Origin of the sequence: Leisingera sp. ANG-M6, assembly GCF_000813905.1 — a bacterium.
Taxonomy (GTDB): domain Bacteria; phylum Pseudomonadota; class Alphaproteobacteria; order Rhodobacterales; family Rhodobacteraceae; genus Leisingera.
The window spans coordinates 124238-147365 of record NZ_JWLG01000003.1 but is presented as its reverse complement, the minus strand read 5'-3'; the positions used below and the strand labels follow the sequence as shown (position 1 = coordinate 147365).

The 23128-nt window shown below is 63.4% G+C and carries 22 protein-coding genes; 12 read left to right on the top strand and 10 right to left on the bottom strand.

What is annotated here, in order from left to right; genetic code table 11:
- Window positions 1-61: 61 nt before the first annotated feature.
- The 3 genes from RA24_RS02075 to RA24_RS02065 all read right to left on the bottom strand — a co-directional run bounded on the left by RA24_RS02075 (window position 62) and on the right by RA24_RS02065 (window position 1980).
- Window positions 62-691, bottom strand: coding sequence for a CoA transferase subunit B (locus RA24_RS02075; protein ID WP_019298341.1), 630 nt, complete (start codon window positions 689-691; stop codon window positions 62-64).
- Window positions 691-1416: a CoA transferase subunit A gene (locus RA24_RS02070; protein ID WP_019298342.1), complete on the bottom strand. Its 726-nt coding sequence runs from the start codon at window positions 1414-1416 to the stop codon at window positions 691-693. The genes RA24_RS02075 and RA24_RS02070 overlap by 1 nt, the downstream gene beginning before the upstream one ends.
- A gap of 138 nt (window positions 1417-1554) precedes the next feature.
- On the bottom strand, window positions 1555-1980 hold the full coding sequence (locus RA24_RS02065; protein WP_039189444.1) for a VOC family protein: 426 nt from the start codon (window positions 1978-1980) through the stop codon (window positions 1555-1557).
- A 65-nt stretch (window positions 1981-2045) separates the two neighbouring features.
- Between RA24_RS02065 and RA24_RS02060 the strand changes: the two genes are divergently transcribed.
- Window positions 2046-2633, top strand: coding sequence for a TetR/AcrR family transcriptional regulator (locus tag RA24_RS02060; protein ID WP_039189443.1), 588 nt, complete (start codon window positions 2046-2048; stop codon window positions 2631-2633).
- On the opposite strand, the gene topA is transcribed toward RA24_RS02060, so the two are convergent.
- The 3 genes from topA to tldD form a co-directional block, all read right to left on the bottom strand.
- Window positions 2630-5272 carry a type I DNA topoisomerase gene (topA, locus tag RA24_RS02055; protein ID WP_039189441.1) on the bottom strand — a complete coding sequence of 881 codons (2643 nt, stop codon included), beginning with the start codon at window positions 5270-5272 and terminating at the stop codon, window positions 2630-2632. The two genes, RA24_RS02060 and topA, sit on opposite strands and share 4 nt — an antisense overlap.
- 182 nt (window positions 5273-5454) lie before the next feature.
- Window positions 5455-6636, bottom strand: a complete 1182-nt coding sequence (dprA, locus tag RA24_RS02050) for a DNA-processing protein DprA (RefSeq protein ID WP_039189479.1) — start codon at window positions 6634-6636, stop codon at window positions 5455-5457.
- 231 nt (window positions 6637-6867) lie between these two features.
- Window positions 6868-8289: a metalloprotease TldD gene (gene tldD, locus RA24_RS02045; RefSeq protein ID WP_039174319.1), complete on the bottom strand. Its 1422-nt coding sequence runs from the start codon at window positions 8287-8289 to the stop codon at window positions 6868-6870.
- 195 nt (window positions 8290-8484) lie between these two features.
- Between tldD and coxB the strand changes: the two genes are divergently transcribed.
- The 11 genes from coxB (at window position 8485) to RA24_RS01990 (ending at window position 18536) form a co-directional block, all read left to right on the top strand.
- On the top strand, window positions 8485-9330 hold the full coding sequence (gene coxB / locus RA24_RS02040; protein ID WP_019298348.1) for a cytochrome c oxidase subunit II: 846 nt from the start codon (window positions 8485-8487) through the stop codon (window positions 9328-9330).
- Window positions 9331-9427: 97 nt separating this feature from the next.
- On the top strand, window positions 9428-10369 hold the full coding sequence (gene cyoE / locus RA24_RS02035) for a heme o synthase (RefSeq protein ID WP_039189439.1): 942 nt from the start codon (window positions 9428-9430) through the stop codon (window positions 10367-10369).
- 1 nt (window position 10370) lies between these two features.
- Complete coding sequence (locus RA24_RS02030) at window positions 10371-10550, top strand: hypothetical protein (protein WP_039189438.1); 180 nt, start codon at window positions 10371-10373, stop codon at window positions 10548-10550.
- Window positions 10550-11137, top strand: coding sequence for a cytochrome c oxidase assembly protein (locus RA24_RS02025; RefSeq protein ID WP_019298351.1), 588 nt, complete (start codon window positions 10550-10552; stop codon window positions 11135-11137). The genes RA24_RS02030 and RA24_RS02025 overlap by 1 nt, the downstream gene beginning before the upstream one ends.
- A gap of 23 nt (window positions 11138-11160) precedes the next feature.
- Entirely contained in the window at window positions 11161-11970 is an 810-nt protein-coding gene (locus RA24_RS02020) for a cytochrome c oxidase subunit 3 (protein WP_019298352.1), read from the top strand.
- Window positions 11971-12072: 102 nt separating this feature from the next.
- Window positions 12073-12735, top strand: coding sequence for an SURF1 family protein (locus RA24_RS02015; protein WP_039189435.1), 663 nt, complete (start codon window positions 12073-12075; stop codon window positions 12733-12735).
- 20 nt (window positions 12736-12755) lie between these two features.
- Window positions 12756-14144, top strand: coding sequence for a threonine synthase (thrC, locus tag RA24_RS02010; RefSeq protein WP_039189433.1), 1389 nt, complete (start codon window positions 12756-12758; stop codon window positions 14142-14144).
- A complete protein-coding gene (locus RA24_RS02005) occupies window positions 14141-15403 on the top strand; it encodes a M16 family metallopeptidase (protein ID WP_039189431.1) in 1263 nt (420 codons plus the stop codon). Before thrC ends, RA24_RS02005 begins: the two co-directional genes overlap by 4 nt.
- Window positions 15403-15993, top strand: coding sequence for a GNAT family N-acetyltransferase (locus tag RA24_RS02000; RefSeq protein WP_019298356.1), 591 nt, complete (start codon window positions 15403-15405; stop codon window positions 15991-15993). The genes RA24_RS02005 and RA24_RS02000 overlap by 1 nt, the downstream gene beginning before the upstream one ends.
- Before the next feature lie 258 nt (window positions 15994-16251).
- Complete coding sequence (locus RA24_RS01995) at window positions 16252-17076, top strand: MBL fold metallo-hydrolase (protein ID WP_019298357.1); 825 nt, start codon at window positions 16252-16254, stop codon at window positions 17074-17076.
- 41 nt (window positions 17077-17117) lie between these two features.
- Window positions 17118-18536, top strand: a complete 1419-nt coding sequence (locus RA24_RS01990) for an FAD-binding oxidoreductase (RefSeq protein WP_039189429.1) — start codon at window positions 17118-17120, stop codon at window positions 18534-18536.
- Between the two features lie 234 nt (window positions 18537-18770).
- On the opposite strand, the gene RA24_RS01985 is transcribed toward RA24_RS01990, so the two are convergent.
- The 4 genes from RA24_RS01985 to RA24_RS01970 all read right to left on the bottom strand — a co-directional run bounded on the left by RA24_RS01985 (window position 18771) and on the right by RA24_RS01970 (window position 23115).
- Entirely contained in the window at window positions 18771-19310 is a 540-nt protein-coding gene (locus RA24_RS01985) for an adenine phosphoribosyltransferase (protein ID WP_039189428.1), read from the bottom strand.
- A 140-nt stretch (window positions 19311-19450) separates the two neighbouring features.
- Entirely contained in the window at window positions 19451-20329 is an 879-nt protein-coding gene (locus RA24_RS01980) for an S-methyl-5'-thioadenosine phosphorylase (RefSeq protein WP_039189426.1), read from the bottom strand.
- Between the two features lie 216 nt (window positions 20330-20545).
- Window positions 20546-22282 (bottom strand): hypothetical protein, encoded by a 1737-nt coding sequence (locus RA24_RS01975; protein ID WP_152612792.1) that lies wholly within the window; start codon window positions 22280-22282, stop codon window positions 20546-20548.
- A 194-nt stretch (window positions 22283-22476) separates the two neighbouring features.
- Window positions 22477-23115: a PRC-barrel domain-containing protein gene (locus RA24_RS01970; protein WP_052269507.1), complete on the bottom strand. Its 639-nt coding sequence runs from the start codon at window positions 23113-23115 to the stop codon at window positions 22477-22479.
- Between the last annotated feature and the right edge of the window lie 13 nt (window positions 23116-23128).

Genomic DNA, 23128 nt, shown 5'->3' with positions numbered 1-23128 from the left:
GGCGTAACAGAAAACGGCCCGCCTGAGACAGGCGGGCCGTTTCAAATTCAGAAATAGAAACTCAGTCCACGATGGTGGCTTCGGTGGCTGCACGCAGCTCGTCTTCGCTGACGCCCTCAGCGCATTCCACGATCTTCAGCCCGCCCTCGACAACGTCCAGAACGCCCAAGTTGGTGATGATCCGGTCCACCACGCCCCGGCCTGTCAGCGGCAGGGTGCATTCCTTCAGAACCTTGCTGTCACCATGCTTGTTGGCGTGATCCATCACCACCACCACACGGCCGACGCCCGCCACCAGGTCCATGGCGCCGCCCATGCCCTTCACCAGCTTGCCGGGGATCATCCAGTTCGCCAGGTCGCCGTTCTCGGCCACTTCCATCGCACCCAGGATCGCCATTGCGATCTTGCCGCCGCGGATCATCGCAAACGACTGCGCTGAGTCGAAATAGGCGGTCTGCGGCAGCTCGGTGATGGTCTGCTTGCCGGCGTTGATCAGGTCGGCATCCTCTTCGCCTTCATAGGGGAAGGGGCCCATGCCCAGCATGCCGTTCTCTGACTGCAGGGTCACTTCCACACCCTCGGGGATGTAGTTGGAGACCAGCGTTGGAATGCCGATGCCGAGGTTCACATACCAGCCGTCCTGCAGCTCCTGCGCGGCGCGTGCCGCCATCTGATTGCGGTCCCAAGGCATTATGCTTGCTCCTTCTTCTGACGGACGGTGCGCTGTTCGATGCGTTTTTCGTGGTCACCCTTGATGATGCGGTGCACGTAGATGCCGGGCAGGTGGATCGAGTCCGGGTCCAGCGAGCCGGTGGGCACGATCTCCTCGACCTCAACCACGCAGACCTTGCCGCAGGTCGCGGCCGGCGCGTTGAAGTTGCGGGCGGTCTTGCGGAACACCAGGTTGCCGGTCTCATCCGCTTTCCAGGCCTTCACGATGGCGAGGTCGGCAAAGATGCCTTCCTCCATGATGTAGTCTTCCATCGCGCCGTCCGGCCCGGTGGGGAACTGCTTTTCCATCTTGCCCTCGGCAATCACGGTGCCGACGCCGGTCTTGGTGAAAAAGCCGGGGATGCCCGCGCCGCCGGCGCGCATGCGCTCGGCCAGGGTGCCTTGCGGGTTGAACTCCAGTTCCAGCTCGCCGCTCAGGTACTGGCGCATGAATTCGGCGTTTTCCCCCACGTAGGAGGAGATCATCTTCTTCACCTGCCGGGTCTGCAGCAGGATGCCGATGCCGAAATCATCAACGCCCGCGTTGTTGGAGGCAAAGGTCAGGTCCTTGGTGCCCGCGTCCTTGATCGCCTGCAGCAGCAGCTCGGGAATGCCGCAGAGGCCAAAGCCGCCCGCGGCGATGAACATGCCGTCGTGAAGCAGCCCGTCGAGCGCTTCAGCGGCGCTGGAATATACCTTTTTCATGGAGATCTCCCATTATGCCGGTTGCAGGGAGTTCTGGCGCTCAGCCGGTGCAGAGTCAATGAATACGGAGACGGCTGCGTATTTCTACGGAGCCGCTTTGACGGCCCGCCAGTTCTGGCAGACCGTCAAGGCCGGAACTCATACAGGCAGGGCGTCTTCGGCGTATTGCGCCGCGAACGCCGCGCTGGGCGGGATCGGGGTGATCACGTCGATCAGCACACCGTTCGGGTCTGCCGTGATGAAGTGGCGCTGCCCGAAGTCTTCGTCGGTGAGCGGCTTCAGCACTGGCAGGCCTGCGCTGGTCAGCCGGGTGTATTCGGCCGCGGCATCCTCCACCTCGAAGTTCAGGATGACGCCGGCACTGTTGCCGCGCCCGGCCTCTGGGACCGTGGGGTGCGTGCCATCCAGGATGGCCAGGTTCACGGCAGGATCAGTGCTCGACTGAAGATGCACGTACCAGTCCGATTCAAACGCCGGCTGGAATCCAAAATGGGTTTGGTAAAACGCCGCGGTGGCGGCGACATCGCTGGTCTGCAGCACCGGGTAGTATTGAGTGACTTTCATCTTGCACCTCATTTTAAAAACATACAATCTGTATGTATGTGGAAATAAACATACAGGCTGCATGTATGCAAGAGAGAAATGCTCCCGTCCCGAACACCGCGCGCCGCGCCGCCATGCGGGAGCGGCTGATCGCTGCCGCCCGCAAACTGTTTTCGGAAAAGGGCTACGCCGAGACATCAACGCCGGAAATCGTCAAGGCCGCGGAGGTCACGCGCGGCGCGCTTTACCATCACTTCGATGGCAAGGAGGCGCTGTTCCGTGCTGTTGCCGAGGCCGAGGCCCAAGCGGTTACCAAGGCAATCGAGGCCGCGGCCAAGGTGCCGGGCGGGGAGGGGCTGGAGGCGGGCAGCCGGGCGTTCTTTGCCGCAATGGCGAAGCCGGGCCGCGCCCGCATACTGCTGGTGGACGGGCCCGCTGTGCTGGGAGCCGCTGCGATGGACGAAATTGATGCCGGCGGCGGGCGCAGTGCGCTGCGCGCGGGGCTGGCGTCTGCGGGCACGGGCCTGAAAGAAGGTGAGCTTGATGCGCTGGCAGCGGTGATGTCGGCGGCCTTCGACAGGGCGGCGCTTGCCATTGCCGAAGGTGCTGGGTCCGCGCCTTATGAGGCGGCGATGGCGGCACTGATGCGCGCCGCCATCGGACCGGAGACCTAGGTCGAGGCTTTCTTGGCGGCAGGTTTCTTCTTGGCGGCGGGCTTTTTCGCCGCTGCTTTCTTCTTGCCGCCCTTCGACGATTTCTCGGCAATCAGCTGCACTGCCATCTCCATGGTGACGTCCTTGGGTTCCACGTCCTTGGGCAGGGTGGCGTTCACCTTCTCCCATTTGACATACGGCCCGTAACGCCCGTCCATGATGTTGATGGCGCCGCCGCTGTCGGGGTGTTCACCCAGTTCCTTCAGCGGCTTCGCAGCGGCCCGGCTGCCGCGGCGGCCTGGGTTGGCGCGTTTCTCCGCCAGCATCTCCACCGCCCGGTTCATGCCGATCTCAAAGACGTCCAGCGTTTCCTTGAGGTTCACGTAAACCGGCTTTTCCTCATCCGGCAGCTGGTGCGCGATGTACGGCCCGAAGCGGCCCAGGTTGGACTGGATCGCACCGCCGTCCGGGTGCTGGCCGATCTCGCGCGGCAGGGTCAGCAGGGTCAGCGCCTGTTCCAGCGTGATCTCATTCGGGCCCCAGCCGGGCAGGAAATCCTTGCCCTGTTTGGGCAGCGAGGAGCGCGGCGGCTTCTTGTTCTCGGGCGTCGCCTCGCCGCGCTGGACATAAGGCCCGAAACGGCCGGATTTCAGGTGGATCTCGTCGCCGTCGTCTTCACCCAGAATACGCTCATAGCCCTCGGCACCTTCACCGGAGATCGGCCGGGTGTAGTTGCATTCCGGGTAATTGCCGCAACCGACAAAGCCGCCGGTGCGCGAGGTCTTGAGGTGCAGCTGGCCTGCGCCGCACTTCGGGCAGGTGCGCGGGTCGGTGCCATCTTCACGCGGCGGATAGAGCTGCGGTGCCAGCGCATCATCCAGCACATCCAGCACCTCGGTGATGCGCAACTCGGAGGTTTCTGAGATGGCAGCGGAGAAATCGCGCCAGAACTTGCCCAGAAGCTCTTTATAGTCGCCGTCGCCCGCGCTCACGTCGTCCAGTTCTTCTTCCAGATTGGCGGTGAACTCGTAACCGACGTATTTGCGGAAGAAATTCAGCAGGAAGATGGTAACGATCCGGCCCTTGTCCTCCGGGAACAGGCGGTTCTTTTCCTTGCGGACGTATTCGCGGTCCTGAATCGTGGTGATCACGGAGGCATAGGTCGAGGGGCGGCCGATGCCCAGCTCTTCCATCCGCTTGACCAGCGTCGCCTCGGTATAGCGCGGCGGCGGCTGGGTGTGGTGTTGCAGCGCCAGCACGGCACCGTCCTCAGAGAGGACAGAGGCGTCCTTGCCTGCCTTCTCTGCCTGCGCTGCCAAGGAGGATGCGAATTTCAGCGCCTCTCCTTGCATGATCTGCGGCAGGCGCTTGTCGTCCTCATCCGCCACATCGTCGCGGCCTTCCTCATAAACCCGCATGAAGCCGTCAAACAGCACCACCTGACCGGTGGCGCGCAGCACCACCTGCTGGTCGCTGGAGCCGATATCGACGGTGGTGCGCTCCAGACGGGCGCCTTCCATCTGGCACGAGAGGGTCCGTTTCCAGATCAGGTCATAGAGCTTGCGCTGGTCGTCGTCCGAAACCTTCAGGCTGGCGGCATCGCGGCTCATGTCGGTGGGGCGGATACACTCGTGCGCTTCCTGCGCGTTCTTTGCCTTGTTCTTGTAGATCCGCGGCGAGGACGGCACGTATTCTGCGCCATAGCGCTTTTCGATCTCGGCGCGGGCTTCCTGCACGGCCTCCGGCGCCATGTCGATGCCGTCGGTCCGCATATAGGTGATGAGGCCGGCCTCATACAGCCGCTGCGCCGCGTTCATGGTCTGGCGCGCGCCCATGCCGAACTTGCGGCTGGCTTCCTGCTGCAGGGTCGAGGTCATGAACGGGGCAGAGGGGTTGCGGGCCGCGGGCTTGGCTTCGACCGACAGCACCGACAGCTTGCGCGAGGCCACCGCCTGCACCGCCATTTCAGCGGAGGTGGAGTTCTTGAGGCTGTATTTATCGAGCTTGTCGCCGCCCATGACGGTCAGGCGGGCCTCGAACTCCTGGCCGCGGGGGGTGGCCAGCTGGGCGCGCACGGACCAGTATTCCTGTGCGTTGAAGGCCTCGATCTCCATCTCGCGCTCGACGATCAGGCGCAGGCAGACGGATTGCACACGGCCCGCCGAGCGCGCGCCCGGCAGTTTGCGCCACAAGACCGGCGACAGGTTGAAGCCCACCAGATAGTCCAGCGCGCGGCGCGCCAGATAGGCCTCCACCAGCGGCATGTCGACCTGGCGCGGGTTCTGCATCGCCTCGGTCACCGCTTCCTTGGTGATCGCGTTGAAGGTCACCCGGCTGACGGCGGTGTCCTTCTTGATCGAGCGCCGCTTGGTCAGCGCCTCCTGCAGGTGCCAGCTGATTGCCTCTCCCTCGCGGTCGGGGTCGGTGGCGAGAATCAGCGCATTGTCGTCTTTCAGCGCGTCGGCGATGGCCTTCACATGCTTGCGGGAATCGTTGGCGACCTCCCAGGTCATGCCGAAATCATTGTCGGTGTCGACCGATCCGTCCTTGGGCGGCAGGTCGCGCACATGCCCGTAAGACGCCAGAACCGTATAGTCGGGGCCAAGATATTTATTGATTGTTTTTGCTTTGGCCGGGGATTCGACAACTACTACTGGCATAAATTCTGATACCTCTTCGGACCGGTTTGCCGGGTTCTATGGCGGGGCAGGATGTGGGGCGCAAGGGGAGAATGTCAATCCGGGTGCAATGGACGCGGTGCAATTCCTGCCTTTGCGGACCTGCTGCAGAGCGATTTGCCTGGTTCCGGATGCCGCTTTGCCGCCGTTTCAGAGACAGGGGATTAATCGTCGTCTTCAGGGTAGGCCCGGGACAGCAGGCCGCCGGGTTCGCGGCGGATCGCGCCGTCCAGTTCCAGGTCCGTCAACGCGGGGGCCAGATCCTGCGACGGCAGGGACAGGTCGCGGATCAGCTGCGTCTCGGATGTGGGGGAGGGGCCGAGCCGGCCGAGGATCTGCTGGTGCAGGGCGTGGGTCTCTGCCAGGCTGCGCCGCTGCGGCGGGGGCGGCGGCAGGGCGGCAAGCGCCTGTTGAAGGTCTTGCGGTGCGGATGCAGGCACGGCAGGCAACTCTTGCGGCGGCAGCGCCTCCAGCACGTCGCTTGCGTCGCGGACCAGGGTGGCGCCGTCGCGGATCAGCCGGTTGCAGCCGGAACTGCGCGCATCAAACGGGTGGCCGGGCACCGCCAGAACCTCGCGGCCATAGTCGAGGGCGTCGCGGGCGGTGATCAGGCTGCCGGATTTGGCGGCAGCCTCCACCACCACCACGGCGCGGGACATGGCGGCAATGATCCGGTTGCGTTTGGGGAAATCGCGGGCCTGCGGTGTGAGGCCCATGGGCTGCTCTGACAGCCGCAGCCCGGTCTCAGTGATGTCAGCCGCAAGTTTGGCGTTTTCCGCCGGGTAGATCACGTCCGCCCCGCCTGCCAGCACGGCGATGGTGCCGGTTTTCAGGGCAGCCTGATGCGCCGCCGTGTCAATGCCGCGGGCCATGCCGGAGACCACAGCATATCCGGCCTCACCAAGGGAATGGGCCAGCGACCGGGCCATCCGTACCCCCAGCGAGGAGGCATTGCGGGCGCCGACCATGGAGATCATCGGGCGGTCCAGCACCGACAGATCGCCGATGGCCCACAAGAGGGGCGGGGCATCTTTGATGCCTTTGAGCAGAGCTGGATATTCGGGGTCCGAAAAGCACAAAAGCCGCGCTTTGGCGGCTTTTGCGGTCTTGAGTTCCTTGTCCACCGCCTTGGCAGGGCATGTTTCATACCCTTTGATGCCTGCGGAGCGTGCCACTTCGGGCAGCGCATCCAGCGCGTTCTGCGCCGAACCGTATTCTGCGAGCAGCCGGTGAAAGGTCACCGGGCCAACCCGTTTGGAGCGCAAAAGGCGAAGCCATGAATACCGGTTATCTTCCGTGGTGGGTGGGAGTGGGGGGTGAGTGGAAGAAAGTGTTTCTTCGGTCATCCGCAGCTCCGCCTGTTTGCAGGACAAGAATTAACCTTGAGGGGGTTAACAGGTGGTGAACGGCTGGAAAGATTTTGGCAATGCCCTGAAAATTTTTGCTAAGTTGTGAAAACTGCTTAAGAAATTCACATGCAAGCAAGGGTTGTGCGATTGTGCTTGCAGTGTTTTGGCCCGGCTGGCTGTACAGCCGGGCCCCGGATTTTGCGGCAAGCATATGGTTTCGCCGGAAATTTACGCAGCAGAGCCGCCAACTGTCAGCCCGCCCATCAGCACCGACGGCTGGCCAACGCCGACCGGAACCCATTGCCCGGCCTTGCCGCAGTTGCCCATGCCGGGGTCCAGCGCCATGTCATTTCCAAGGCCGCGAATCTGTTTGAGCGCGGTGGCGCCGTCGCCGATCAGGGTGGCGCCCTTAACCGGTTCACCGACCTTGCCGTCCTTCACGCGGTAGGCCTCGGTGCAGGAAAACACGAACTTGCCGTTGGTGATATCGACCTGGCCGCCGCCAAAGCCCACCGCCCAGATGCCGTTCTTGATGCCCGCCACCAGGTCGCCGGGGTCAGTCTCTCCGCCCAGCATGTAGGTATTGGTCATCCGCGGCATCGGTGCATGGGCATAGCTTTGCCGCCGCCCGTTGCCGGTGGGGGAGACCCCCATCAGCCGCGCGTTCTGGCGGTCCTGCATGAAGCCGACCAGAACCCCGTCCTCGATCAGCGTGGTCTTCTGGCTGGGGGTGCCCTCATCATCCACGGTGATGGAGCCGCGCCGGTCGGGGATGGTGCCGTCATCCAGCACCGTGACGCCCTTGGCGGCGATCTGCTGACCCATCAGCCCGGCAAAGGCTGAGGAGCCTTTGCGGTTGAAATCGCCCTCCAGCCCGTGGCCGATTGCCTCGTGCAGCAGGATGCCAGGCCAGCCGGGGCCAAGCACCACGTCCATTTCCCCCGCGGGCGCAGGGACTGCATCCAGGTTAACAAGCGCGATGCGCAACGCCTCCTGCACCTGCGCCTGCCAGTGCGCGGGATCGACCAGCCCGTCGAGGCCCAGCCGCCCGCCGCCGCCGGCGGAGCCGCTCTCGCGGCGGCCGTCCTTCTCGACGATGACGGATACATTCAGCCGCGCCATCGGGCGGGTGTCGCGCACCCGCACCCCGTCGGCGCGCAGGATCTCCACTTCCTGCAGCGAGGCAGCCAGTGACGCGGACACCTGCACCACGCGTTTGTCGAGGTTGCGGGCGTAATCATCAATCTCGCGCAGCGTCTCCACCTTGACCGGGAAGGGCATGGCGCTGATCGGGTCGGCGTCGGTGTAAAGCTTCTTGTTGGTGGCCAGCGGCGCATCTGAGTAGGTGCCGCCGCCGGTGCCAACCGCCAGCTTGGCGGTTTCCGCCGCCCGCCGCAGCGAGGCGATGGAGACGTCGGTGGAATGGGCGTATCCAGCCACATCGCCGTTCACGGCCCGCAAACCAAAGCCTTCGGAGGCATCGTAGCTGGCGCTGCGCAGACGCCCGTCATCAAAGGACAGCGCCTCCGACTTGCGGCGTTCGGCAAAGATCTCGCCGTCCTCGGCACCGTTCAGGGCATCACGCAGGGTGGCCAGCGCCTCATCCTCCGGAAGCGCGGTTTCGAAGGGTCGGAAGGATGGGTTTTCCATGGCACGGTCCTCAGATTTTTTGATCTAAATCAAGAAAGCGACGGTTTGACGCTTGGCTGCCTCTTTATCTGTACGCCCGAATATGGTTTTAAGCTGCATCAAAGACAACGGGGCAGGTGCGTTTTGCGGAATCATTGATTCCTGTGCATTTCGTGCTGCCGCAAGAACAATACGATCAACCGATCAGGACAGAACATGAAAAACGCTTTGATGCTTTCGGGCCTTTTCGCCGGCCTTTCGAGCCTTCCAGCAATGGCGCAAGAAGGCCTGAAAACCATTGGTAAGCCGGTGGACGGCGGCCTGAACTTCCAGCCGGCGGCGACCTCGCTGATGGAAGGGATCCACAAGCTGGACTGGATGATCCTGGTGATCATCACCGTGATCTGCATTTTCGTTGCTGCGCTGCTGCTGTGGGCGATCGTCCGGTTCAACAAGCGCGCCAACCCGACCCCGGCGAAGTTCAGCCATTACACCCCGATCGAAATCGCCTGGACCGTGATCCCGATCCTGGTGCTGGTGTTCATCGGCTCCTTCTCGCTGCCGCAGCTGTTTGCGCAGCAGGAAATCCCGGAAGGCGACATCAACATCAAGGTGACCGGCTACCAGTGGTACTGGGGTTATGAGTATTCCGACCACGAGTTCGGCTTTGAAAGCTTCATGCTGCCGAAAGAAGACCTGGCCGCAAACGGCTATGCCGAGGATGAGTACCTGCTGGCCACCGACACCGCCGTTGTGGTGCCGTCGGGCAAGACCATCGTGATGAACGTGACCGGCGCCGACGTGATCCACTCCTGGACCATCCCGGCCTTCGGCGTGAAGCAGGACGCGGTTCCCGGCCGTCTGGCACAGCTGTGGTTCAAGGTCGAAGAAGGCAAGGAAGGCATCTACTTCGGCCAGTGCTCTGAGCTGTGCGGCAAGGACCACGCCTATATGCCGATCACCGTCAAAGTGGTGACCCAGGCAGAATATGACGCCTGGCTGGAAGGCGCCAAGGAAGAATTCGCGGGCATCCCGCAGGCCTACCAGGTCGCTTCCAACTGATAGCCTGGCCGCATGGGGCCTGCAGGGGCGCCGTGTGGTACAGTGACAAGATCTGGGTGCGCAAGCTTGCGCACCCGTTGCCGCCAAAGGACCCAAGATGAGCGACGCAAGCATCAACGCAAGCCGGGCATATGAGGACGAGGCCAGCTTTGGCGATTATTTCGCCCTGCTGAAGCCCCGTGTCATGTCGCTGGTGGTGTTCACCGCTCTGGTCGGCCTGCTGGCTGCGCCGGTTTCTGTGCATCCCGTTGTCGGCTTCTGCGCGATCCTGTTCATTGCCATCGGCGGCGGTGCCTCCGGCGCGCTGAACATGTGGTGGGACGCGGATATCGACAAGGTGATGAAGCGCACCAAGTCGCGCCCGATCCCGGCTGGCAAGGTTGAGTCCGGCGAGGCGCTGGCGTTCGGTCTGGCGCTGTCGGGCCTGTCGGTGATCATGCTGGCGCTGGCCGCCAATGTCTTTGCCGGCGCGTTCCTGGCCTTCACCATCTTCTTCTACGTGGTGGTCTACACCATGTGGCTGAAGCGGGCGACGCCGCAGAACATCGTCATCGGCGGTGCTGCCGGAGCCTTCCCGCCGGTCATCGGCTGGATCGCCGCCACCGGCACCATGTCGGTTGAGCCCTGGCTGATGTTCCTGCTGACCTTCATGTGGACGCCGCCGCATTTCTGGGCGCTGGCGCTGTTCATGCGCTCCGACTATGACGATGCGGGCGTGCCGATGCTGACCGTGACCCACGGCCGCCGCTCTACCCGCATTCACATTCTGGCCTATACCGTGCTGCTGGCCGTGCTGGCTGTTGGCACCGCGTTCTCCGGCATTGGCGGCCCGATCTATCTGGTCGCGGCGCTGGTGATGAACGCGCTGTTCCTGCATGGCGCCTGGAAGATCACCCGCCGCGACGAGGATGATTCCGAGGCGGACAATTTCAAGGTGGAGCGCAGCTTCTTCAAGCTGTCGCTGCTGTACCTCTTCCTGCACTTCGGCGCCATCCTGGCCGAGGCCCTGCTGAAGCCCTATGGCTTGGGGGGCTGGTAAGATGGCCCTGCGCAAGGAACATGAGATTCACAAGCGCCGCTCCAGCCTGAACAAGGGTGTCGGCATTCTGCTGGCGGCCTTCGTGGTGCTGATCATGGCGCTGACCATGGTCAAGGTGACCTCGGCCAGCTTCAAGTTCCCCGATGCACAGTCTTCTGGTGAACAGGGGGAGCAGAGCTGATGGCGCTGCAGGGGCCCCAAAAGACTGTTGTCCAGCTGGTCGGCGTTGTCGTCCTGATGGGCGGGCTGTCCTGGGCGTCGGTGCCGTTTTATGACTGGTTCTGCCGCGTCACCGGCTTTGGCGGCGTCACCGGCGTGGCCAGCGCGGGATCGGACACGGTTCTGGACCAGACCATCAAGGTCCGCTTTGACGGCTCCAAGGAACGCGGCATGCCGTGGGAATTCAAGCCGATGCAGCGCGAGATGGAGATCAAGCTGGGGGAAACCGGCCTGGCCTTTTACGAGGCCTATAACCCGACCGACCGGCCCGTGGCAGGGCAGGCGTCCTACAACGTGGCGCCTTATCAGGCCGGCGGGTTCTTTGAGAAAATCGACTGCTTCTGCTTTACCGAGCAGGTGCTTCAGCCGGGGGAGCGGGTTCAGATGCCCGTGACCTTCTATGTTGACCCGGAAATCATTGACGACCGGGACGCAAAATACGTGCATACGATCACGCTGTCGTACACGTTCCATGAAATCGATCTGCCCGAGGGCGTTGCCGCTCTCGACACCGGGGGTAACACCGGGGCAGGCACAACCACGAACTAGGCCGCTAGGTGAGGGACACTTAAATGGCGCATGCTAAAAATCACGATTATCACATTCTGCCGCCGTCGATCTGGCCGCTGGCTGCCGCTGTCGGCACCTTCGTCATGCTGGTTGGCGCAGTGTTCTGGATGAAGGGCATCACCGCCTGGGCCTTCTGGATCGGCTTTGTTGCCGTGCTGTACTCGGCCTTCGCCTGGTGGTCCGAAGTTGTTGCCGAAAGCAAGGTCGGCGATCACACCCCCGTCGTCCGCATCGGCCTGCGCTATGGCTTCATCCTGTTTGTGATGTCCGAGGTGATGTTCTTCTTCGCCTGGTTCTGGTCGTTCTTCAAACACGCCATGTACCCGATGGAGACCTATGTCGGCACTGAATATGTGGCCCCGGCGATCTATCCGGTCGACCCGTTCCACCTGCCGCTGATCAACACCCTGATCCTGCTGCTGTCCGGCTGTGCCGTGACCTGGGCGCACCATGCGCTGGTGCACAACAACGACCGCAAGGCGCTGATCCAGGGCCTGGCGATCGGTATCGCCTTCGGCATCGCTTTCACCGCGCTGCAGGGCTATGAATACGCCCACCTGCTGCACGAAGGCTGGAAGTTCGGCGAAGACGAGTTCTACTCCAACTTCTTCATGGCAACCGGTTTCCACGGCTTCCACGTGATCATCGGCACCATCTTCCTGACCGTCTGCCTGATCCGCGCGATGAAGGGTGACTTCACCCCTGAGCAGCACGTCGGCTTTGAGGCGGCTGCCTGGTACTGGCACTTCGTGGACGTTGTCTGGCTGTTCCTGTTCGTGGCCGTCTACATCTGGGGCACCTCCGGTTTGTAACGGTTACATGTTTGCGGTTCCAAAAACCGCAGACAGACCTTAATGAGCAAGGCGCGCAGGGGACACCTTGCGCGCCTTGTCTTTTGAAGCGGAGCGGCCCGGATGCGGCGTGTCATCTTCCTGTTGATCATCGGAGGCGCGGGCCTGGCGATTCTGATCGGCCTTGGCACCTGGCAGCTGCAGCGCAAGGCCTGGAAGGAAGACCTGCTTCAGACGATTGAGGCCAGCATCGCGGCTGCACCGGCGGCTTTGCCGCAAGTCCCGGTTAAGGAGCAAGACCGCTACCGGGCCGTTACCGTCGAGGGTGAAATCGAAGGCAATGCGCTGCATGTGTTCTGGGTCACCAAAGACGCCGAGACGGGGTACCGTGTCATAGCGCCGTTTGTGACCAGCGATGGCCGCCGGGTGCTCTTGGACCGGGGGTTCATTCCGGCTGCGGACAAGAACGCGCCGCTGCCCTTGGGGCAGGCAACCGTCACCGGCAATCTTCTGTGGCCGGATGAGGGCGACTGGACGACGCCCGCGCCGGAAGTGGACACCAATATCCTCTATGCCAGGGACGTGGCATATATGGCAGAGCGCCTGAACACCGAACCCGTTTTGATTGTCGCCCGCAGCACAGCGCCTGAGGCGGCGGTCACTCCGCAGGCTGTGACAACTGCGGGCATCCCGAACAACCACTTGCAATATGCGATCACCTGGTTTTCGCTGGCCCTGATCTGGGGTGCGATGACCGTCTACTTCCTGCGGCGCAGCCGCCCCTGAACCCGAAAGAGCTGAAGGCGATGAAATATATCTCGACCCGGGGCCAAGCGCCCGAGCTGACCTTTGAAGATGCGATGCTGACTGGTCTCGCGCGTGACGGCGGCCTGTATGTGCCGGCGGAAATCCCGCAGATGTCCCAGGACGACATCGCGGCGCTGGCGGGGCTGTCCTATGAGGAAACCGCGTTCCGCGTCATGCGGCCCTTCGTCGGCGATTGCTTCACCGAAGAGGAATTCCGCGCCATCATCGCCCGCGCCTACGAGGGCTTTGAACACGCCGCCCGGGCACCGCTGAAGCAGCTGGCGCCGAACCATTTCCTGCTGGAGCTGTTCCACGGCCCCACGCTGGCGTTCAAGGACTTTGCGATGCAGCTGATCGGCCAGCTGTTCCAGGCGGCACTGGAACGCCGTGGCGACCGGGTGACCATTGCAGGCGCCACCTCCGGCGACACCGGTTCTGCCGCCATGGAAGCCTTCCGCGGGCTGAACAATGTGGATGTGTTCATCCTCTACCCGCATGGCCGCGTGTCTGAGGTGCAGCGCCGCCAGATGACCACGCCGCAGGACAAGAACGTCCATGCGCTGGCGGTTGATGGCGACTTCGACGACTGCCAGGCGCGTGTGAAGGACATGTTCAACGACTTCGACTTCCGCGACGGCGTCAAGCTGGCGGGCGTCAACTCGATCAACATCGCGCGGGTGCTGGCGCAGGTGGTCTATTACTTCTCCTCCGCCGTGTCGCTGGGGGCACCGCAGCGCAAGGTGAGCTTCACCGTGCCGACCGGCAACTTCGGTGACATCTTTGCGGGTTTCATCGCCAAGCAGATGGGTCTGCCGATCGACCAGCTGGTGGTTGCCACCAACCAGAACGACATCCTGCACCGCTGCCTGTCGGGGCAGGGCTACTACAAGGGCGACACCCAGCCCTCGATCTCGCCGTCGATGGACATTCAGGTGTCTTCGAACTTTGAACGCGCGCTGTTCTATGCCTACGGCCAGGACAGCAAGGCGGTGGCGCTGTTGATGGATGAACTGAAGAACGGCGGCTTTGACGTGTCGCAGGGCGCGATGCAGGCGCTGGCGGAGAATTACACCTCTGGCCGCACCTCCGAGGAAGAGACGCTGGCGACCATCAAGTCCGAGCTGGCATCCTCGGGCGAGCTGATCTGCCCGCACGGTGCGGTTGCCGTGAAAGTGGCAAATGAGCACCGCAAGGCGGATGTCCCGATGATCACGCTGGCCACTGCGCATCCGGCGAAATTCCCGGCTGCGGTGGAAGAAGCCAGCGGCATTCATCCGCCCTTGCCTGCGCGTATGGCAGACCTGTATGAGAGGCCGGAACGGGTCACCCGGATCGCCAATGATCTGGCTGCCCTTGAGGATCACATCAGAAAGAACATCGCGAATTGACAGTTCAGCAGCACACACTCGCCAACGGGTTCCGCATCGTCTCCGAGCATATGCCGGGTCTGGAATCCGCGGCGGTCGGGATCTGGGTGAGCGCCGGCGGCCGCCACGAGCGGCTGGAGCAGAACGGCATTGCCCATTTCCTGGAGCACATGGCCTTTAAGGGCACCAAGCGGCGCTCGGCCCTGCAGATCGCAGAGGAGATCGAGGATGTGGGCGGTTATATCAACGCCTACACCTCGCGCGAGGTGACGGCCTATTACGCCCGGGTGCTGAAAGACGACGTGCCGCTGGCGGTGGATGTGATCGGGGATATCCTGCTCAATCCGGTGTTCGACCAGCGCGAGATCGAGGTTGAGCGCGGGGTGATCCTGCAGGAAATCGGCCAGTCGCTGGACACGCCGGACGACGTGATCTTTGACTGGCTGCAGGAGGAAAGCTACCGCGGGCAGCCGCTGGGGCGGACCATTCTGGGGCCTGCGGAACGTGTGCGCAGCTTCAGCCGCGAGGATCTGCAGGGCTTTGTCGGTGAACACTACGGCCCCGGCCAGATGATCCTGGCGGCGGCGGGCGGCGTCGATCACGATGCGCTGGTCAAACTGGCGGAGCAGCTGTTCGGCCATATGGAGGCCAAGCCGGAGTTCACCGCCGAGGGCGCGCAGTTCACCGGCGGCGAGGCGCGGCAAGTGAAGGATCTGGAGCAGGCGCATTTCGCGCTGGCTTTTGAAGGCCCCGGCTACCGCGATCAGTCGATGTACACCGCGCAGATCTATGCCAGCGCCCTTGGCGGCGGTATGTCCTCGCGGCTGTTCCAGGAGGTGCGCGAAAAACGCGGCCTCTGCTACACGATTTTCTCGCAGGCAGGGTCTTATGCCGATACCGGCTCGATGACCGTTTATGCGGGCACCTCCGGTGAGCAGCTGACGGAGCTGGCGGGCATCACCATCGACGAGATGAAACGCGCGGCGGATGACATGAGCGATGCCGAGGTGGAGCGCGCCCGCGCCCAGATGAAGGCCGGGATGCTGATGGGTCTGGAAAGCCCCTCGAACCGGGCTGAACGGCTGGCGCGGCTGGTGCAGATCTGGGGCAAGGTGCCGTCGCTGGAGCGCACGGTGGAGCGGATCAATGCGGTCACCACCAGCGACGTGCGCGAACTGGCGGAGACCATGGCGGTGACGGCGCCTGCGGCGCTGGCGCTTTATGGCCCGGTCGCGGATGCCCCGGCGCTGGAGAGGCTGCAGGAGAGGCGCGCCGCCTGATGCTGCTCAACCGCCGCAAGGTCCGTATCGAAACCGAGCGCCTGACCCTCAGGCCGCCGGTGCATGCGGATTTTCACGGCTGGGCGGCATTGAGGCTGCAGAGCCAGCCCTATCTTACCCCGTGGGAACCCAGCTGGGCGGCGGACCACCTCAGCCGCAAGAGCTTTACCAACAGGGTCTACTGGGCGCGGCGGTCGGTTTCCGGCGGCACCGCGCTGCCGCTGTTCCTGATCCGCCGGTCCGACAACCTGCTGGTCGGGGCGATTACCCTGGACAATATCCGGCGCGGCCCGGCCCAGGCCGGCACGCTTGGCTACTGGACCGGCCAGTCGTTTGCCCGGCAGGGCTACATGCGCGAGGCGATCGGCGCGGTGGTGCATCATGCCTTCACCAAGCTGGACCTGAGCCGGATCGAGGCGGCCTGCCTGCCGGAAAACCAGGCGTCGCGCGGGCTGCTGGAGAAATCCGGCTTCAAATACGAGGGTGTGGCCCAGTCCTATTTGCAGATCAACGGCCGCTGGCGCACCCATGTGCTTTATGCCTCCCTGCGCCATGATCGCCGCGGCAAGACGCTGGCGGGGCAGGCCTAGGCCGGACACTCTTTCAGCAAAGTGCTCCCGCCCGTTGCTGGCGCATCTGGCGATGCGCCGCTCCCGTTGGGCCGGGCGCCGCCCCTGCGGTGCGGCGCGGCGCGTGGGGCAAACGGTGCTGCGCCCTGCGCTAGCAGGGCGCCACGCCCAACGGCGGTGCGGAATTTTCAATTCCGCTGGCGCAGGCGGGAGCGCTTGCAGGGCGAATTTTCTGCGGTAAGGGCTGACAATGGCGGTTTGCGCCCTAGAACCTGCCTCATGCGCGCGTTTGCCACTTTCCTGTGTTTCATTCTGTGTTCCGCTGCCCTCCAGGCGCAGGAGCGGAGGCAGAGCCATTGCATTGCCCTGGCAGAGGCGACGCCCGGTCTGGAGTACCTGCAGCAGGCCAGCTGGCAGGACCCGGTGGCAGAAGACAGCGTGCAGATTCGCTACATCGCCCATGCCTCGTTCCTGCTGCGCACCGAGGGCGGGCTGAATGTGGTCACCGATTTCACCGGCTTCACCGGCGCTGCGCCGCTGATCCCGGATGTGGTCACCATGAACCACGCCCATGAAACCCATTGGACCGCTCATCCCGACCCCGCGATCCCGCATGTGCTGGAGGGCTGGGGGCCGTTTGGTGCAGGCATCGAGCATCACCTCGACCTCGGCGAGATGCTGATCCGCAATGTGCCCACAGACATCCGCAACATGTTTGGCGGGGTGGAGGCGCGCGGCAATTCTATTTTTGTCTTTGAGGCCGCGGGTCTGTGCATCGGTCACCTCGGGCACCTGCACCATGTGCCGACACCAGAGCAATACGCGGCGCTGGGGCGGCTCGATGTGGTGATGGCGGCGGTGGATGGAGGCATAACCCTGCCGCTGGATCAGATGCTGGAGGTGCTGGGGCGGCTGCGGTCCTCGGTGATCATTCCGATGCATTGGTTCAGCGATTATTCGCTGCAGAGTTTCCTGTCCCGGATCGGCCCGGAGTTTGATGTGGTGGATGAGGGCAACAGCGAGTTGTCGGTGTCCCTGCGCAGCTTGCCCAGCCGCCCGACCATCCATGTGCTGCGGCCCAAGTACCTGCTGGACGGGGAGTGAGCTGCCTTGCCAGTTGCGGGGCCTTGCGGCATGGATAGGGCATGACGCTGAACCCCGCCGATCCCGCCTTTGCTGCCCGCCTGTCACCCCTGCTGCCAGAGGGCGTTTTGCGCGCTCCCGAACCGCGTTATCTGGAAGAGCCGCGTGGGCGGTACCGGGGGCAGGCGGGGCTGCTGGCCTTGCCGCGCAGCGTGGAGGAAGTGTCCATCCTGCTCCGCGAAGCCAATGCCGCGCGGGTGCCGGTTGTACCTTATGGCGGCGGCACCGGGCTGGTCGGCGGCCAGGTGATGGCGAAGGGACCGGCGCCGCTGCTGATCTCGCTGGAGCGGATGGCGGCGATCCGGGCGGTGCACGCCCGGGAGAATGTCCTTATCGCGGAAGGTGGCGCCATTCTGGCGGACGTGCAGGCGGCGGCGCAGGAAGCCGGGCGCCTGTTCCCGCTGTCACTGGCGGCAGAAGGTTCGGCGAGGATCGGCGGCAACCTTGCGACCAATGCGGGCGGCGTTAACGTACTGCGCTACGGCAATGCCCGCGACCTCTGCCTGGGGCTGGAGGCGGTGCTGCCTTCAGGCGAGATTTGGAACGGGCTGTCGCGGCTCAGGAAAGACAATACCGGCTATGACCTGCGGAACCTGCTGATCGGGGCCGAGGGCACATTGGGGGTGATCACCGCTGCCGCACTGAAACTGTCGCCGATCCCGGCGTCGCAAGGCACCGCGGTCTTTACCGTGACGGACCCGCAGGCGGCCATTGATCTGCTGGCCCTGGCCCGGGATCACGCGGGTGAGGGCGTCAGCGCCTTTGAGTTGATCCACCGGCAGGGGCTGGATTTCCTGGCGGAGACGCTGCCGCAGGTCCGCCAGCCCTTTGCCGAGGCGCCGGAATGGTGCGTGCTGATCGAGCTGGGACTGCCGCGCGGGCTGGAGGCGGAGGACACCCTGGCCGCGCTGTTTGAAGCCGCCGAGGCAGCAGGGCTTGCCAGCGACGGGGTGATCGCCCAGTCGGACAGCCAGCGGCAGATGCTGTGGGCGGTGCGCGAGCATATCCCGCTGGCCAACAAGGCTATCGGCTCGGTGTCCAGCCATGACATTTCGGTGCCCATTTCGGAGATCCCGGCATTCATCGAACAGGGCCGGGCGGCGGTTGCCCGGCTTGGCGATTTCCGCATCAATTGCTTTGGCCACCTGGGCGACGGCAACCTGCATTACAACGTGTTCCCGGCCAAGGGCCGCAAGCGCGAGGAGTATGAGGCCGCGCGCGGTGCGGTGAAAGAAGCGGTGCATGATCTGGTGCAGGCCTTCGGCGGCTCCTTTAGTGCCGAGCACGGGGTGGGGCGGATGAAATCAGGTGATCTGGAGCGCTATGGCGACCCGGCCAAGCTGGCGGCGATGCGCGCCATCAAACAGGCGCTGGACCCCAATGGCATCATGAATCCGGGCGCGGTGCTGCGCGCGGAGTGATTTGGTCTGGTATTTTTGGGGGCTCCCGCACCCGCGGCTGCGCGGCTGCCCGGCTGCCCGGCTGCGCCGGACCGCTTGGCGGCTTTGGGCCCGGCGCCGCGCATCCGCGCGGCGCGCCCCTTCGGCCCAAGGGGCCTGAAGGGGCCATGCCCAACGGGAACAGTCTTTCCCTGGAAAGGCGCCTGACCGGCGGGAGCCTTCCGGCCACGCACAGATACGGTCAGGAGGCGGGCTTCAGAGACCCTCGAACTCGCAGAGCACATGCACGTCCATGCCCATGTCCTCCAGCAGCTTGCTCCCGCCCAGTTCCGGCAGATCGACGATGAAGGCGCAGGAGACGATCTCGCCGCCCAGCCGTTCGATCAGCTTGATGCCCGCGCCCGCGGTGCCGCCGGTGGCCAAGAGGTCATCGACCACCAGGATCTTCTCGCCCGGCTGGATGGCGTCGTCGTGAATCTCCACAATCGCCTCGCCGTATTCCAGCTTGTAGTCCTGGCTGATGGTGGTGCCGGGCAGTTTGCCCTTCTTGCGGATCGGCACAAAGCCGGTGCCCAGCTGGTGGGCAATCGCGCCGCCGAGGATAAAGCCGCGCGCCTCAAGCCCCACGACCTTGTCGATCTGCTCACCGGCGTAGGGGTGCAGCATCTGGTCGATGGCCATGCGAAATCCCCGCGGATCGGCAAACAGCGTGGTCACGTCGCGGAACATGATCCCTTCGTGCGGGAAATCGACGATGGTGCGGATGTAATCCTTGACGGCGGGTTTCTTGGGCATCGGCGCGGCTCCCCTTGGCGAATTGAATGCGGCGCCCCGGGTTTCGCGCCCGGGGCCACAGCGGGTTTGGCCGATGCTGCCGGGCCATGCAAGGGCTTCCTTGGCAGCACAGGGCTTTTGCGGAGCGGGATGTCCGAGTGTCAGCCCAGCACCCGGCCTGCCACCGCGTCCAGCTTGGCCAAAAGCGCCGGGTCGCGTTTCTCCGGGGCGGTCATGATGGCGTATTCCAGCGCCTTGTCGCAGCCGTGCGGGCAGTCCTGCCGCGCCTTGCCCAAGAGGCCGGGCAGGCGGCGCACCAGTTCGCGGGCGTTGGCGGAGTTGCCCTGTAAAGTGGCAATGATATCAGTGATTTCCACCGCGCCATGCTCCGGGTGCCAGCTGTCGTAATCGGTGACCATGGCGATGGAGGCGTAGCACAGCTCTGCCTCGCGGGCGAGCTTGGCCTCGGGCATATTGGTCATGCCGATCACGTCGCAGCCCCATTGCTCGCGGTACATCTTGCTTTCGGCCATCGAAGAGAACTGCGGCCCCTCCATGCACAGGTAAGTGCCGCCGCGGTGGACCTTGACGCCAGCCTCCCGCGCTGCCGTCTCTGCCGCGTCCGAGAGCCGTTCGCAGGTCGGATGCGCGACGCTGACATGGGCGACGCAGCCGGTGCCGAAGAAGCTTTTCTCGCGCGCAAACGTCCGGTCAATGAACTGATCCACAACAACAAAATCGCCCGGCGCCATCTCCTCGCGGAAGGAGCCGCAGGCGGAGACGGAGAACACATCCGTCACCCCCAGCCGCTTCAGCGCGTCGATATTGGCGCGGTAGGGAACTTGCGTCGGGGAATGCACATGGCCGCGGCCGTGGCGGGGCAGGAAGGCCATTTTGACGCCGTCCAGCGAGCCGGTCAGGATCTGGTCCGACGGCGCGCCCCAGGGCGTTTCGACCGTGGTCCACTGGGCGCCTTCCAGCCCGTCGATCTCATAAATGCCGGAGCCGCCGATCACGGCGATCATGGTTTCCCGGGTCATTTCCTGCCCTCCTTTTGCTGCTGGTTTTGGATATGCGCAAGCGGAGCGGGATTTGGCAAGAGCGGTACGGTAAACAGGGGGTGACAGGCGTGCACCGCCTGTGCACCGCCTGTGCAGCGGATGGGTGCCAGGGGCGGTTGCCTGCCCCTCTCGGCGGTAAAGCCGCCTGCCGGGCAGCGGGACATGAGTATTTGGGGAAAGATGAAAGAGCAGGGGCTATTCGCGCCGGATGATCCCGGTCAGTGCTGCGGCACCAAGGGCGGTGACGATCCAGCCCGCCAGGGTGAAGAGCCAGCGCGCCCACCAGAGGAACACACCGGCCGGGCCGCGGGTGGTTGAGGGCGCCCAGGCGTCGGTCTGGCCGAAATTGATAATGGGGATCACGACGTCTGCTGCGTAAGCGAGCGGGTGGAAGCTTTCCCAGTCGCGTCCCGCAACTGTGTTGTCGCTCCAGTCCTGCGCTGGGTTTTCCACGTCTGGAGGACCATTGCGGGTATCGTATTCTGCCCATTCCTCGGATGTGAGGATAATGCTGGAATTCGGGGCAAAGCTGCCTTCTTTCCAGGCAAGATGAGCTGGGAGAACGGCGAGCAGCCAAAGAAGAACGAGGGCAAAAAGACTGCGCTCGGGGCGGAAGCCGTGGCTGGTGAGAATATTCAGTACCTGATGAATAAGCCACAAAACCGGGCGGGTGATATCATACCAGATGCTGGCCCAGGCAGGCCCCCAGTTGCCGTCAAGTTCGATTCGGCGCAGCCTGCGGGCCTCAAATGCCAGCTTTTGGGCTAGTGCAACCCGGATGGTTTTGGCATCGGCTTCATGCCCAGCATCATGCAATACCTTTGCGAGCTGTTTATAAGGTTGCGGGAAAAACTCTCGACTTTGGTTATCACTGCGTGCCAGCCAAGTAAGCCGGGTCTGGGCATCTGTGGAGCCGATAATGCGACCATAACTGAACCCGTCAAGAATTAGTTGGCCTCTTTCGGGCCAGCAGTCTGGATCATCGACCATAACACCACAGCGTGCAGCTCTTAGGTCTACGGCTCCTTTTATTTTTACTTGATGACGAAAGAATAACCCGTGGCCGATAACTGCATCTTGGAGGTTCAGGGCGATTCTACCAGGACACTGGAATTCAGTGTCATCGCATCCCAGCTGTCCTCCGATATGGATGCCATTCAAGTCTGCCTTACCAAGGACTTTTGCAGAATTGAGGAAGACATCCTGTCCAATTTTTGCACCTTGGACGCTAAGGGCCGACCTTCCTTGGTTCCGAAATGTAGCACTGGTACAACCCAGTTGCCCGTCGGTTTGAAGGCCATTCAGATTTGCCTCACCGAGTATTCTTGCAGAGCCTAGAAAAACATTCTGATCGATTTTTGCACCCTGGAGGTTCAGCGCTATCCCGCCCTGACTTTGGAACTCTGCACCTTCGCAGTCCAGCTGCTCGCCGACCTTAAGCCCGGCAGCTGAAAGAAACGGCAGCTTGCAGGACTCGAGCCGAAAATTTTTCAATGCGTTGCAGCGGGTGGCGTGGATGCCATGCTGGAAACGGCAATTATGCACCAGCATGTTGCCGGGGATTTCGCAATCCGCCAGATCCAATTCACCGCTGATCAGCGCGCCAGTCAGCATAACGCCGACTTCTGTGACTAGGCTGTCTGCGCAGCCGCCGAGCAGGAAGAAGCGCAGCACATCGGCGCGGATGCGGCGGTCAGCGGGTAGCGACGACCAGTCCGCTGGCTCGGGCGGGGTTTGACCTTTGGGGCCGCAGATGCAGAATTCACCGGCTTCTGCCGCCTGCTTCAGCTTCCGCTCCGCCTTGGTTGCGGTGGGTTCAATCTCGTCCCAGCTTTTGAATCGCTGCATCTCAAATCCCTCAAACCGAATAGAGGGATCATCGGCGGCTTGGGGAGTGTTTTCAAGGCGGGACGAGCGGTGAAGTTGCAACAAGCGTTAAAGTATTACGTGCGCACGTCAGACCAGAATTTTCGCGCGCGACACATTGCGCACAAGGCAGGAGAGAAACCAAAAAAGGTACGACAGGCCGCCCCGGTCTCCGAACCAGCGGCGGTGCCGCCCTGAAACGCGAAGACCCCGCCCGGGGGGCGGGGTCTCGGTGGGCTGCAGGGGCAGCGCGGTTGGGGTCAGCCCTCGTAGTCGGGCATCGCCTTCAGTTCTTCCTCGGTCATCGGGATGTAGACGCGCAGGCCGGAGCCGTCGTCGGCGCGCAGGATGTCGATCTTGGAGAGGTCCAGCTCAACCGGCTTCTCGCCAAGGCCCAGGAAACCGCCGACGTCGATGACTGCGGATTTGACCTTGCCTTCGTCGGTCAGCAGCAGTTCGGAGACCTCGCCGATCCATTCGTCGTTGGCGTCATAGGCGGCGGCGCCGGTCAGTTTTTCGGCGGTCAGGTCGGTTTCCTCCGCGGTCATGTAGCCGTCACGCTCAAACGGGGCGCGGGGCTGCATGGCGGCGGTGGTTCCGGTGTCAGACATGGTTTCGGTTTCAGCCGTTTCTGCTTCGGCTGCGGCTTCTGCCTCTGCGGCTTCTTCCGTCACTTCTTCTGCCGCAGCTTCCGCTGCCGCTTCAGCCTCAGCCGCTGCTTCGCTGGTTTCTTCGGCAATTGTCTCGCCGGCCTGTTCAGCTGCGTTTGCGGCATCGGACGCCAGTTCAGCGCCCTGTTCGGCGGTTGCCTCGGCGGCTTCCCCGACGGTGGTATCGGAGGCAAAGGCGGGCAGGGCGGTCACGGCGGCAAGCGCCGTGGAAAGTAGCAGCTTTTTCATAGCGTTCACTCCT

Excerpts from the sequence above, each read along its gene's own strand:
- RA24_RS02060 (WP_039189443.1), top strand. The coding sequence starts at position 2,046 with ATGCAAGAGAGAAATGCTCCCGTCCCGAACACCGCGCGCCGCGCCGCC.
- thrC (WP_039189433.1), top strand. The coding sequence starts at position 12,756 with ATGAAATATATCTCGACCCGGGGCCAAGCGCCCGAGCTGACCTTTGAA.
- cyoE (WP_039189439.1), top strand. The coding sequence starts at position 9,428 with ATGAGCGACGCAAGCATCAACGCAAGCCGGGCATATGAGGACGAGGCC.
- RA24_RS02020 (WP_019298352.1), top strand. The coding sequence starts at position 11,161 with ATGGCGCATGCTAAAAATCACGATTATCACATTCTGCCGCCGTCGATC.
- RA24_RS01980 (WP_039189426.1), bottom strand. The coding sequence starts at position 20,329 with ATGACCCGGGAAACCATGATCGCCGTGATCGGCGGCTCCGGCATTTAT.
- coxB (WP_019298348.1), top strand. The coding sequence starts at position 8,485 with ATGAAAAACGCTTTGATGCTTTCGGGCCTTTTCGCCGGCCTTTCGAGC.
- RA24_RS02015 (WP_039189435.1), top strand. The coding sequence starts at position 12,073 with ATGCGGCGTGTCATCTTCCTGTTGATCATCGGAGGCGCGGGCCTGGCG.
- dprA (WP_039189479.1), bottom strand. The coding sequence starts at position 6,636 with ATGACCGAAGAAACACTTTCTTCCACTCACCCCCCACTCCCACCCACC.
- RA24_RS02070 (WP_019298342.1), bottom strand. The coding sequence starts at position 1,416 with ATGAAAAAGGTATATTCCAGCGCCGCTGAAGCGCTCGACGGGCTGCTT.
- RA24_RS01970 (WP_052269507.1), bottom strand. The coding sequence starts at position 23,115 with ATGAAAAAGCTGCTACTTTCCACGGCGCTTGCCGCCGTGACCGCCCTG.
- RA24_RS01995 (WP_019298357.1), top strand. The coding sequence starts at position 16,252 with ATGCGCGCGTTTGCCACTTTCCTGTGTTTCATTCTGTGTTCCGCTGCC.
- RA24_RS02030 (WP_039189438.1), top strand. The coding sequence starts at position 10,371 with ATGGCCCTGCGCAAGGAACATGAGATTCACAAGCGCCGCTCCAGCCTG.
- RA24_RS02025 (WP_019298351.1), top strand. The coding sequence starts at position 10,550 with ATGGCGCTGCAGGGGCCCCAAAAGACTGTTGTCCAGCTGGTCGGCGTT.
- topA (WP_039189441.1), bottom strand. The coding sequence starts at position 5,272 with ATGCCAGTAGTAGTTGTCGAATCCCCGGCCAAAGCAAAAACAATCAAT.
- RA24_RS02065 (WP_039189444.1), bottom strand. The coding sequence starts at position 1,980 with ATGAAAGTCACTCAATACTACCCGGTGCTGCAGACCAGCGATGTCGCC.
- RA24_RS02000 (WP_019298356.1), top strand. The coding sequence starts at position 15,403 with ATGCTGCTCAACCGCCGCAAGGTCCGTATCGAAACCGAGCGCCTGACC.
- RA24_RS01990 (WP_039189429.1), top strand. The coding sequence starts at position 17,118 with ATGACGCTGAACCCCGCCGATCCCGCCTTTGCTGCCCGCCTGTCACCC.
- RA24_RS01985 (WP_039189428.1), bottom strand. The coding sequence starts at position 19,310 with ATGCCCAAGAAACCCGCCGTCAAGGATTACATCCGCACCATCGTCGAT.
- tldD (WP_039174319.1), bottom strand. The coding sequence starts at position 8,289 with ATGGAAAACCCATCCTTCCGACCCTTCGAAACCGCGCTTCCGGAGGAT.
- RA24_RS02075 (WP_019298341.1), bottom strand. The coding sequence starts at position 691 with ATGCCTTGGGACCGCAATCAGATGGCGGCACGCGCCGCGCAGGAGCTG.